General features: G+C 38.3%; 8 protein-coding genes. 1 reads left to right on the plus strand and 7 read right to left on the minus strand.

Going from position 1 to position 12,379, the window contains the following annotated elements; translation table 11 throughout:
- Positions 1-359 precede the first annotated feature (359 nt).
- From V1502_RS18385 to galU, 7 genes are all read right to left on the minus strand, one after another.
- Positions 360-2,636: a SpoIID/LytB domain-containing protein gene (locus V1502_RS18385; protein ID WP_409252036.1), complete on the minus strand. Its 2,277-nt coding sequence runs from the start codon at positions 2,634-2,636 to the stop codon at positions 360-362.
- 85 nt (positions 2,637-2,721) lie between these two features.
- Complete coding sequence (locus V1502_RS18390; protein ID WP_409252037.1) at positions 2,722-3,489, minus strand: hypothetical protein; 768 nt, start codon at positions 3,487-3,489, stop codon at positions 2,722-2,724.
- 130 nt (positions 3,490-3,619) lie between these two features.
- A complete protein-coding gene (locus tag V1502_RS18395; protein ID WP_409252038.1) occupies positions 3,620-5,683 on the minus strand; it encodes an N-acetylmuramoyl-L-alanine amidase in 2,064 nt (687 codons plus the stop codon).
- A 148-nt stretch (positions 5,684-5,831) separates the two neighbouring features.
- Entirely contained in the window at positions 5,832-7,634 is a 1,803-nt protein-coding gene (locus tag V1502_RS18400; RefSeq protein WP_409252039.1) for an LTA synthase family protein, read from the minus strand.
- Between the two features lie 292 nt (positions 7,635-7,926).
- Positions 7,927-9,063, minus strand: a complete 1,137-nt coding sequence (locus tag V1502_RS18405) for a glycosyltransferase family 2 protein (RefSeq protein WP_409252040.1) — start codon at positions 9,061-9,063, stop codon at positions 7,927-7,929.
- A gap of 71 nt (positions 9,064-9,134) precedes the next feature.
- Positions 9,135-10,439 carry a UDP-glucose dehydrogenase family protein gene (locus V1502_RS18410; protein WP_409252041.1) on the minus strand — a complete coding sequence of 435 codons (1,305 nt, stop codon included), beginning with the start codon at positions 10,437-10,439 and terminating at the stop codon, positions 9,135-9,137.
- 17 nt (positions 10,440-10,456) lie between these two features.
- Positions 10,457-11,329 (minus strand): UTP--glucose-1-phosphate uridylyltransferase GalU, encoded by an 873-nt coding sequence (gene galU / locus V1502_RS18415; protein ID WP_409252042.1) that lies wholly within the window; start codon positions 11,327-11,329, stop codon positions 10,457-10,459.
- Positions 11,330-11,482: 153 nt separating this feature from the next.
- On the opposite strand from galU, the gene V1502_RS18420 reads away from it, so the two are divergent.
- On the plus strand, positions 11,483-12,298 hold the full coding sequence (locus V1502_RS18420) for a glycosyltransferase family 2 protein (protein ID WP_409252043.1): 816 nt from the start codon (positions 11,483-11,485) through the stop codon (positions 12,296-12,298).
- The last annotated feature ends 81 nt before the right edge of the window (positions 12,299-12,379 follow it).

Below are 12,379 nucleotides of genomic sequence, written 5' to 3' on the forward strand. Positions count from 1 at the left end.
AGAAAATAGTGGAGTCTTTCCACTTTTTTCAAAACAATAAGAAACTAGTAATCTTACAAATCTCGTCAATTAATTCTTCATAAAACATCATCATCTTATCACATTAATCGGAATGTGCCAACAAGATTTTTTGAGCTATGGGTCATTCACCAGTTACTTAGACGTCAGCAGTAACGATAAGGTTTCAACTTGCCCTCATTATTTTTTACCCTAAGTTATTCACTAAAAACTAATCCTAAAGGACTGGGTTCTTTAAAAAATGACCATGATACAGTTACATGTCACCAGTACATTTTGGGTACACTATTTAGTGGATACAAAAAGAAGCTGCTTCGTAAACAGCTTCTTTTCAATCATGATTATTTCGCTAAAAGTTCACGGATATCATCACGCACTGAGTTAGAAATAGCATTTTGCCCGCCAAGGAAATATACATCAGGCAGGATGGTCCGTTGATCAAGCCATGACCCGATACTTGCCGGCAGAGCATCTTTTTGTGTTAGGACTACCGGTGATTTCATGGCGGCAGCTAATGAAGATGCTGGTAATGCGTCAATAAAGACGTCTCCGCGTGCAAAGAAAATAGTGGTATCTGAGTACATACTGCTATATTTATCTGCAATTTGCATACTGGTTGCATATCTGTCACTTCCAGATACCCTTGTCACTACTCCAGCAAGTTTCTTCAGTTGTTCCTCGACATTAAGAGATACAGCCGATTTACCGCCTATGATTGTCACTTTGTCGATATTATTAGACTTTATATAATCAGAAACACTTTCATGTAAAGAGTCTGAAGATGTATAAAGAATTGGAATTTGTTTCATACTTGCATATGAGGCAATGGATAAAGCATCTGGAGACTTTTCATCCTTTGTTACTACAAAGACTTCTTCTTTATTATTAATCTCCTTGGCTACATTTACTGCTGTCTGATATCTTTCTGATCCGCTGATGCGGATGACATCATTCTCACCAATAAATGACAGGCCTTTAATTTGTTTTTCAACTTGTGCACCGATTGCACCCATACCTCCAAGGAGATACACTTTTTCTGGCTGCAGGCGGTTTATCTCTGCCATCACTGAGTCCGGAAGATTATCTGACTGTGTTAACAATAAAGGAGAATCGAACTTCTTCGCAAGTACACTTCCAGTCAATGCATCAATGGAGAGGTCACCACGTCCAATGACAACTGCTTTCGCTTTATTTTCCCATCCAAATCCAGAAACACTTGCACTTGTTGCATAACGGTCTGAGCCTTCTAAACTATGAGAATAGTTGTTCAGGTTTAATTCTCTGTTTGTTGTGGTATTAGGGTAATAGAAGTTTAATATTTTCTCAAAACCATTACCTTCTTTGGACATTTGATAAGCGCCATACTGGCTTAATCCAATGCCATGTCCATAACCTGCACCCTTAATAGTATAAAGGTCGCTTGATTTATCATGAGAAATATTTGAGATATACGGGCTTCTCATTATAGATGTCCCTAACATAAAACGAATGTTATAAGCAGTATCTGAGATTGATTTTTGTTGGATTTTAACGTTGCCTTCACTGTCTTTGACATATGAATCATTAAGTTTTTCCACATAAGTAAAACTTACTTTGCCATTTAGAACGTCGGTGGAAGAAATATTCCCTGACGCTGTATCCAACTCTATGCCTTGGATATCAAGGATTTTAATTTCTGACTTTTCATTGATATGCTTTTTACTCTTTAACCAGGCTTTTATATTAGTAGTAATAGTTACATCTTTTTCAGTCAGCTTTGTCCACCAATCCTCCGGCTTCTTTAAGTCCGCATCTGACAGGTCGACTTGCTGCTTATAAAGAGTAAAATCCCAAGACTTGTATGGAGTAATCTTGCTGTCATAGGGGTCTGTTTTGGTTTGGAAGTAGGACACCAACCCTGTTCCCCACACATTCGTGTTTGAAAGAATCTTACCGCCATTTGAAGAGGAATATAAAGTATTGGCATAACTTGATCCGTTCTTTTGTACTTCCCCCTGCGTTTCATTTACAGCCAGGGTAGTGTTCGGATGCCAATCATATCCTTTATAAACTTGATCTGATTGACCATCATAAATGGTCCAGCTTCCCTTTCTAAGTACATAGGTCCTGGCCGCAACAGCCTGCGCTTTTAGCGCTTCCATACCGCCATAACTGCCCCATGATGCCGGCATTTCGGCAGGTACTACACCTTTTAAATAATCTTCAAGGGTAATGTGGTTTACTGGTCTGATATACTTGTTATTCTCAACCTGAAACTCAACTTCACCCAGATAGGATTTTGTGTACTTTCCTTTTATTGTTATTATACTATCCATAGAATTCTTAACAGTTGGTATGACAGAAACTGTTTTACCAAACTTTTTGACTAGACTTGTGTTTTTATATAATGATAAATTACCTACTTCTACTTTAATAGAATAATTATCGCCAGGTTCCATAAATATATTTGTCCCGTCCACTTGGTAACTGCCGCTTGTCGTAAAAGGCAGAGCAGTCATGTTGCCGATATAATTTTGTAATTTTACGGAAATCGGCTCTCCTGCTGCTTGTGTACCAAGCGGGGTGATAGTCATAAAGATAACGAAAATACTGAGCAGTAATGATAATTTTTTCTTCAAAATGGATCCTCCTTCAATAGGTGTGCCAATACGGATCAACCCTATTTATCTTCCCAAAGAACTATGCGACTCCAATTCAATAGTTTTATAGAGATTCTACATTTTCCAAGACAGATTCAACGGTATACCCATCGTCACCTGTTTCTTCAAATACTTCCTTAATCATCCCGATTCCAGGTGCAAAGTAAACAGTATGAATTGTATTAGTATTGCCTTCGCTTATCTTACTTCTAACAGAGTAAACGCCCTCGAATGTTTTGTACGGTACTGTCACAGTTTCATTGTCACTTACCAATTTCCATCCTGATGGGTCACCTAAGGATCGGTTACTATCCGCCATTGGCTGCTCCTCTTTATTAGGAGCGAAATCATCAAGGATGCTTTCTTCAGGGCTGTCCGGATTGCTTTGTTCATAAACTACCTGTATGACTTCGTTGTCCCATTTAAGCACTTGAAGTGTAACCATATCACCTAATTGAAAAACACGTTGTAAATATTCATCGTTCATATCCACTATGGTTTCAGTAAGTGTGAATTCATCATTTTGAATGAATGTTTTCTTTACAGGTTTATTTGGTTTTAATGCATCAATCAGACTAGTATTGATTTCAGTTTCCTCCGTACTTTCTTCCTCGGAGTTTTCACTATCCTGGTTGGATTTCACTTCTTCCTTATTAGAGCTTTCTTCCTCTTCTTCTTTATCTTCATCTGCTGGTTTTTCTGCATTTTCCTGCTGGTTTTCTTCCTCAACGTTATTAGCAGTCTTCTCCTGGCCATTTGAACTGCAGGCAGATAAGAATAACAAACTTAAGAGAAATACAAGCAGCAGAATTACCTTTTTAGGAACGTACAAAGATGCCCCTCCTCTTCATTTCCATTTTAAGAAATCCTCATTCGTGTTTAGAGCATGAGCCTAATTGAGCATAAGCACCATGCTCATTATAATCCCTTTTATTAAAACAATCCGGTTTGATATTTATGGGTCAGTATAAAACATTCTCTACCTTATCAATTACTTTGGTATCAACTTTACCGCCGACTTTTAGGATTCTCTCGACCTTGGAAGACGGTGTGTATTCCAGGATGAAATCATAAATATCCGGGCTGATGGTCTCACCTACAAGAATTAATGGTGCCTTAGTTTTAACTGAAAGAGATGATGCTGTTAAGGCATCTGGGAAGTTGACTCCTGTAGAAATCACTAACTGATCAGAGTCCAGGACGCTTGTAAACTCACGAAGAATTTTTGATAATGTTTCATATCTCTCAACTCCCGCCAATCTCTCCAAGCTTTTAGTGTTTCCTTGTTTTTTGATTAAGTTTTCAACGTTCGCGGAAACAACGGACTGACCACCGAGTACTTTAACATCTTTTCCCTTTAGATAGTTTAGAGAGGCGCTGCTCAGGGTATCTTTGCCAGTGAGAAGAATAGCCCAATTGTTTGCGGAAGCAATCGGAGCTGCTCCTAATGCATCGGCATAGCTTGTACCTGAAGCAACAAAAACGCCCTTGACATCTTTAAGCTGTTGGTTGATTAACAAGTTCGTTTGATAACGGTCAGCCGCTCCAAGTCTCGTCACACTTAGTTTCAATTCTCTTAATCTGCTTTCTACTTTCTCGGAAAGGGCCCCTTTTCCGCCGATCATGTAAACTTCCTGGGCACCAAGCCGCTGGATCTCTTTCTCTACATCCGAATGCAGCCGATCTTTGTCAGTAAGTAGAATCGGCGCATTATCCAGCTGTGCTGCCAGAGGACCAACTGATAAAGCGTCAGCGAATTCATACGCTGTCGTAAGGACAACAGTCTTCTTAGATTTATTGTTAGAGAAACCGGAAGGATATAATTCTTGTGAAACTTTGATTGCCGTTTGAAAACGTTCACTTCCAATTAACCCTTGCTCTTTAATAGTTCGGGTTACTTTTACGCCAGGGATATTCGTCCATAAAACCTCAACACGATTTATATCCTTCACTTGGGTAGGATAACCCTTTGTTTTCGCGTAGCTTATAGCGCTCGCTAAATCGTAAAATGTATTTAATCGCGTTTCATTTTCATTATGAACACCATATTTCTTAGGTAAGTAGTTAGACCACAGGATGCTTTCTGATTCGTCTTCTACTCTACTATTTTTTATGCCTTCAGCATACTTAATGGCATCTTCTTTATAGGCAACTGTCTTTATTAATGCATTATCTTTTTGATAAACATCATAGGAACTTGTATTTGAATATATCTCCTTTTGCTGATCTTTATCAAAAACATAAGTATTTGCTTTAGTCTTAGAGTAAGCTATGGCCTCTTCCTTCGAGGTGAAGGTCTTTAGACGTTCATGACGGGCCGTATATACTTCGAAGACTTTGAAGTATTCTATAATTCCTCTTTTTAAAGCTTCAGCTGAATTTTCCTGAAACTTCTCCGTTTTGATGAGAGCTTCTTCAGTCGGATTTGACATAAAGCCCATTTCTACCAGGACTGAAGGCATCTGAGTGTTTCGAATAACATAAAATGCTTCATAGTTTCTTACTCCATAATCCTTTAATCCTGTTAAATCTATTACACTGGGATGGACAGAGTAAGCTAACCTCTTGCTGTCATTTACATAACTTACCTGAATCGGGTCCGGAGGCCATTGTTCACTCCAAGCCGCAGCTTTATCATAATAATAAGTTTCATAACCTCTTCGATATATATTAGTAGGAGCTGCATTGTGATGGACGGAAACGAAGACAGAATTGTCATTTTTTCCTTTGATAAACTCATTGGCTATATCTACACGGTCTTGAAGGCTTAGGTAAGTATCATCATGCGAACGGGTCATATAAACCTTAAACCCTTCAGCTTCCAGTTTATCTCTCAATTTTAAAGAGATTGCCAGATTCGCGTGTTTTTCATAGAATCCTGTTGTTTTTCCTGAATAACCGCTTGTTCCGGAATCCCAACCACCGTGTCCAGGATCAATGACAACATTTTTTTCTGCAGAAACCAGGCCAGGGACGACAAGAAACATGGCGATAGAGACCAAAAGCATTACTAGGTGTTTTGACATTAAAATGTTCTCCTCCATAATTTTAATACTTTTATGATTCTACCATTATTTTCGACACATTTGAGCAGACTTTTGACATGTTTTCGTAAAAAACTACATAAATGTAAAAAAACACCCAGTTTTAGCTAACTAACTGGGTGTTACCAATTTATTCCTCGCCTTTAAAATAGTTACTTCTGATTATTAAGTCTGAGATATTCAAAGCTTCCATTTCAAATTCTTTTTTATTGAAAGGTAATTCTGAATCACTTCTAATTGTATTTTCCAGAGGAATGACTGAGAAGCTGTCGCCCGTCCTGAGGAGGTTACGCCCCATAATCAGATTTTCATATTTTTCCTCATCTACCCCCATAATATAGGCTAAAGTAGGATACATATCTATCTGACCACTGTAATGCTTATATTCCTTACCCTCAAACGAAGGATTATAGATAATGAAAGGCACTCTTCCTAATTCATCTACGCCGCTCACTTCCGGATTCTCTTTCATCATTTGCACTTTTATTCTGCTTTCAAATCCGGCGTGGTCACCATAGATTGCTATAACCGTATCTTCCAGCATATTGTTGTTCTTAAGATCGTCAATCAATTTACCAATCGCCATATCCGTGTAGTGTATGGATTGTAAATAGTTAGCCAATGTCGTGTTACTATACTTGGCATCAAACTCCAAGCCTTTATACTTTTCCGGTATTTCAAATGGCGTATGACTGGTAAGGGTAATTAATAATCCATAATAAGGCTGCTCAACTTTACTTAAGAAATCGACTGACTGGTGAAAGAACTCCTCATCACTTAACCCCATCCCGATTTCCTCACCATCTTCATAATCTTCTATGGCATAATATTGATCAATATCTATAGCAGGGTAGGCACTGTTTCTATTCCAATAAGTCGCTTCATCTCCATGAAAGGCAAAGGTGGAATATCCTTTATCCTTTAAGAGTCCAGGAAGTGTCATATATTCATTATACGGAAATCTAAAGAATGTACTCCCTTCATCTACTGGGAATAACGAAGTATTTAATATGAACTCTGCATCGGAACTCCTTCCACCTTTCGTTTGCGGAAAGAAATTAGATGCATAAATGCTGTTACCTAGTAAACTGTTAAGGTTAGGTGTAATCGCTTTCCCATTAACCTCCTTATTAATCACCCAGTTTTCTAATGACTCTACCTGGATCAAAAGGAGATTTTTCCCTTCTCCAGCACCTTTATATGGATATTCTAAGTAATCGCTTCCTTTTCGATAAAGGTCCTTTTTTTCAAACCAAGATCTCACTAGATTTTCTTCCTCTGCAGTTAAAGAGATATACCTATTATTTTTATACGTTAAGTACATATCCAAGAAGCTGTATTGAACCGGATTGTATTTCAACATGTATTCATACCGATCATAGATTTTAAAAATCTGTGCATAAGGAATGCCGTCAACATAGTGATTCTTTAGGGGTTTAAATGTCAACAGGACCATTCCGATAATCAGAAACACTACGAACATGAACGGCTGCCTTTTTGGTATAGAAAAGGCATTTCTATTAGTTAGTACAAGCAGTACGACAATATCAATAATAAAAAGAATTTCTTGAACTTTAATCAATTCAACAATACTCGGTCCCAGCCCCGACAAATTGGAAGTTTGCAGTAAAGCAAAGAATGATAACGGGGTCCCGAAATACCTGATGTACCACAACTGTGATAGTAATAAAAAGGTCACCAAAATGTTCAACAGGATAACCAATGACTTTCTCGACCACGTTTTAAACAAGAAGACAATCGAAAAGACTACCAATAAAACACCTGGTATACTGAAAACCAGGCTTTTGACTTCCAGGATATTTTTCCCTAAAAAGATATAGAATAAGAGAATTTTAACTGCTAACCCGACACCGGAAATAATTAATAACTTATCTTGCCAAAGCGAACTTAGAAGCAACTTTAATTTATTCATTTGACTCCTACCTCTTTTACATAATTGTAATAGAATCTTAACACTATTCCCTGACTTAATAAAGATTAAGATTTTACATATATTTGGAACTGCTTGATTTAAAAAATCGCAAGCACATTGGTTAGTTCCGACAGGCAAATGTACCAACGCGAAAAGCTCAGCGGCCGTCCCGCGGAGGCGCGTATCTGAAGAGTAAATGAACTATTGCATTCAAATAGCAACAACATATACGAAAAGAGCTTTAAAAACAACAAAAAATCGATTTGAAGGAACCTTCAAATCGATTTTCCCCTTAACGGCTCGTAGGTGTCCATGTTGCTTGCCTTTTCCCAGAAAGGGCCCTTATGGTACCAAGCAGTGCAGCATAATTAACCAGGCAAAAGTAATAGGGAATATAGGTAATTTTATTATTCGTTACCTTTCCTCCCAGTGCAAGTAAATAAAACGCAACTTGCAATGCAAACATCACTTGATAAAGGGTCTGATCCAACAAGAATAAATTAATAATAAAAATCAATATCATATAGTAGGGAACGAGCCATCTTAAGAATTTGTGCGACATATACTTATAGAAGAAATCAAAATTCATAAAAGGGTTCAGAACATGCTTGTAACTCATAATTCCAGTAAAGCTTCTGGTTACGATACGGACTTTTCTTCCAAATTCTTCTGAAGACTTAGGAGAAGTCTCTTCCATTGTGATTGCATTCGGTTCATAAACAAATCTCTTTTGCTGACTGATGATAATCAACGGATTTTGCATATCATCGCCAACATTCGGATTCATTTCCTTAAATAACTCTTTACGCAAGGCATAAATCGAACCATTGGCAACTATTGTTGTTCCTGTTGCTGTTTCGAGCATTTTTAACAACTTCTCATACTTCCAGTAGGCACCTTCTGATTCCCCGATAGAAGAATTAGTGGAATTCATAAGCCTTAACTCCCCGCATACACCACCAATTTCTTCATTTTTAAAATGTTTGACCAGGTGATGGATGGAGTCTGGTTTATATAGGGAGTTTGCATCCGAAAATACAAGGATTTCCCCGCCGGCAAGCGGAACAGACTTATTCAAAGCTGCCGTTTTTCCTTGCCTTCCTTTAACTACATTAAGCTTTACATTTGAATATTTATTGGCAAATTCATTGACAATATCATTCGTTCTATCAGAGGAATCATCCGACACCACTATGATTTCAAGTTTTTCTTGAGGGTAATCCAAGTCAACGCTATTTTGTACTTTTTCTGCGATAACTTTTTCCTCATTGTAAGCTGCTATAAACAGGGTAACTTTCGGTTCATATCCTGTGTCCGTGATCTCTTCTTTTTTATTGAACAGTGTTACGACCTTTAATAACAGCGGGTAGCCGGCGTAAATATAAACTGAAAGAATAATAAACAGCCAAAACAGGATCTCAAGTATCATGTAATGACCTCCTTCCATTTCTCGTTAACTAGTTGAAGGTGGATCCTCTTACAAGGATCCACCTTCACTGCTTATGGTGTTACCGTTTGTCTGCCGATTGAGGCATAGTAATAGCCTTTTTCCTTCATTTGCTGAGGATCGAAAATATTTCTTCCATCCACTATCACTTTGTGATCTAATATATCAGCCAGCTTCTCAAAATCAAGCTCCCTTACTTCATCCCATTCTGTAAGGATCAGGATTGCATCAGACCCTTTAATCATTTCATAAAGGTCCCTCTTAGTTTGAAGCCCCTCAATAACCTTCTTGGCATTAACTTCTGCTATTGGATCATAGGCGACAATTTCCGCCCCTAGTTCTTTAAGTTTAGGAATAACATCTACGGAAGGGGCATCCCTCATATCATCTGTATTTGGTTTAAATGCAAGCCCTAAAACAGAAATCTTTTTGTTGGTGAGGTCATGATTGAAAGCTTCAAGCAGCTTGTCCACCACTTTATATCGCTGAAGACTATTAACTTCTTCAACGTCTTTTACAATTTTAAAATCATATCCTACCTGCTCAGCTATCTTCACAAGGGCACTGGTATCTTTCGGGAAGCAAGAGCCTCCATAGCCGATACCTGCATTCAGGAATTGAGCACCAATCCGCTTATCCAGCCCCATTCCTTCAGCCACCTTGGTTACATCAGCCCCTACAAGTTCACAGACATTGGCAACCTCATTGATGAAGCTTATTTTGGTTGCCAAAAAAGCGTTGGAGGCGTATTTGATCATTTCGGCTGTTTCAATGTTTGTAGCCACTATATTTTTAGTGAAAGGTGCATGCAATTCCCTCAAGAGGGCTTCTGCCTTTTCAGATTCTACACCCAGAATGGCTCTCTCCATATTGACCGTGTCATAGATAGCAGAACCTTCTCTTAGAAACTCCGGATTAGAGGCCACATCAAAATTATCATGACCAGAAGCCTTTTTTATGATTTTTTTAATCCTGGCACCCGTACCAACCGGAACAGTACTTTTAGTAACAATGACCTTATAATCATGTAAGTGTTCAGCAATAGAGCGGGCTGCCGCATCTATATAGTCCAAATTGGCTTCCCCATTTTCTTTTGGAGGCGTTCCGACTGCGATAAGCACCAAGTCTGCATCTTTCATCCCCTCAGCATAGTCGGTAGTAAAGTGTAAACGATTCTCTCTTATATTCTTCTCAACCAGCTCTGACAATCCTGGTTCATAAATAGGAATGATCCCATTTCTTAAGTCATTAACTTTTTTATCATCAATGTCCAGACAGGTTACTTTGTTTCCTGCATCGCTAAAGCAAACACCTGAAACCAGCCCTACATAACCTGTACCGATTACACAAATATTCATTCTTCATTTCTCCTTGTTCATTCTGAAATGATGTCTTTTAACCAGCTTTTCAAGGGACCCTTAAGGTCATCTCTCATTAATGCGAATTCAACGGTCGCTTGAACAAAACCGTATTTGTTTCCAATATCATACCTTTTACCATCAAACGAATAACCATAAACATGTTGTTTGGTGTTCAATTCCTGAAGGGCATCGGTCAGCTGGATTTCGCCGCCTTTACCCGGCTCGATGTTCTCTAGAATATCAAGTACTTCCGGAGTGAGTACGTAACGGCCCATGATAGCCATATTCGAAGGTGCATCTTCAAGTTTCGGCTTTTCAACTAGTCCATTCACTTTAAAGAGAGGACCATCATTGGATGGATCTTCCACATCTAAGATACCATATTTAGAAACATCGTCGTCAGGAACTTCCTGCACCCCAATTATGCTGGATTCCTTTTCCTCGTACATTTCCATTAACTGACGCAGACAAGGCTTTTCCGAAACGACTATATCATCACCTAAGAGAACGGCAAATGGGTCGTTTCCAATAAACTTCCTTGCACACCAGATGGCATGGCCCAGACCTTTTGGTTCTTTTTGCCGGATATAATGGATATCAGCCATGTAAGAAATTTGTTTGATCTGCTCTAGTTCATCGTACTTCTCTTTCATTGCGAGCATTTCTTCCAGCTCCAGAGATTTATCAAAATGATCCTCTATCGCCCTCTTACCGCGCCCTGTCACGATAAGTATATCTTCGATCCCAGAAGATACAGCTTCTTCAATAATGTATTGGATCGTAGGCTTATCAACAATAGGAAGCATTTCCTTTGGCTGTGCTTTCGTTGCCGGTAAAAATCGAGTTCCCAAACCCGCAGCGGGGATAATCGCTTTTTTTACTTTCAACTAACTCACCTCTTAGTTTTGTAATCAATTTCAATTAGTATTCATCTCGGTAAAAAATCAAGTGTATTATATCATAGTACAATCTTTTCTTAATCTCCCAAAATTATTATGCTATACTATAGCGAGTAATTTTATTTGTGAGGGATGAAGAAAATGATAAGTGTAATCGTACCAACTCTTGGCACGAAACCAGAAGAATTGAAACGCTTGTTTCAAAGCCTGGATAACCAAAGCTATCAAGACTTCGAAGTAATTATTGTATCACAAGATAATCATGATTATATTACACTTGTTTTAAATGATGTTAAATTTAAGTACAATCATGTAACTATTGATAGAAAAGGTCTCTCCTTGGCCAGAAATATCGGGATCAAGCACGCTAATGGTGAAATAATGACTTTCTCCGATGATGATTGCTGGTATAATCAAGATTCCTTTAAGATTGTTTCCTCCTATTTTGAACAAAATAGCAGCACAGATGTTGCTTGTTTCCAAATATATGATCCGATCAGCAACTCCTATTATAAGGATTATGATGAGGAAGAGCAGAAACAGATTTCCCTCAGGAAGATTCTCAAGAAATCATCTATTGAGATTTTCATTTCCCGGACCAGGATTCCGGATCACTTGATCCAGTTTGATGAAAAGTTCGGCCTAGGGGCTGTTTACCCATCTGGAGAGGAAAATATCTTCCTATTTGATTTATTTAAGAACAAAAATAGAATCAGCTATCTTCCACAGGTGGTCGTCAATCATCAAAAGCCTGTGATGCAGACCCGTTTAAACCAAAAGACGTTTATCGGGAAAGGGCCTATGTTCAAAAGGATGTACAATACGCCTACTGCTATCTTACTATTGTTTCTATTCTTTGCCAAAAAATATAATCACCTTGAAAAACCCTGGCTGTATCTATTGCAGGGGCTTAGGGAAACAATCAAATACAATAAAAAGAGGCTGGGACATAACTAGCCGAAAATCATGGAAAAAGGGCTTCAATCATCATTTCGGATGACTGGAGCCCTTTTTCTTTAATTATTCTCTTGTATTGGT

Source organism: Rossellomorea sedimentorum, assembly GCF_046237645.1.
GTDB lineage: Bacteria > Bacillota > Bacilli > Bacillales > Bacillaceae_B > Rossellomorea > Rossellomorea sedimentorum.

What these genes read in the sequence shown, in the direction of transcription:
- V1502_RS18400 (WP_409252039.1), bottom strand. Translation starts at nt 7,634, where the DNA reads ATGAATAAATTAAAGTTGCTTCTAAGTTCGCTTTGGCAAGATAAGTTA.
- V1502_RS18410 (WP_409252041.1), bottom strand. Translation starts at nt 10,439, where the DNA reads ATGAATATTTGTGTAATCGGTACAGGTTATGTAGGGCTGGTTTCAGGT.
- V1502_RS18405 (WP_409252040.1), bottom strand. Translation starts at nt 9,063, where the DNA reads ATGATACTTGAGATCCTGTTTTGGCTGTTTATTATTCTTTCAGTTTAT.
- V1502_RS18395 (WP_409252038.1), bottom strand. Translation starts at nt 5,683, where the DNA reads ATGTCAAAACACCTAGTAATGCTTTTGGTCTCTATCGCCATGTTTCTT.
- V1502_RS18420 (WP_409252043.1), top strand. Translation starts at nt 11,483, where the DNA reads ATGATAAGTGTAATCGTACCAACTCTTGGCACGAAACCAGAAGAATTG.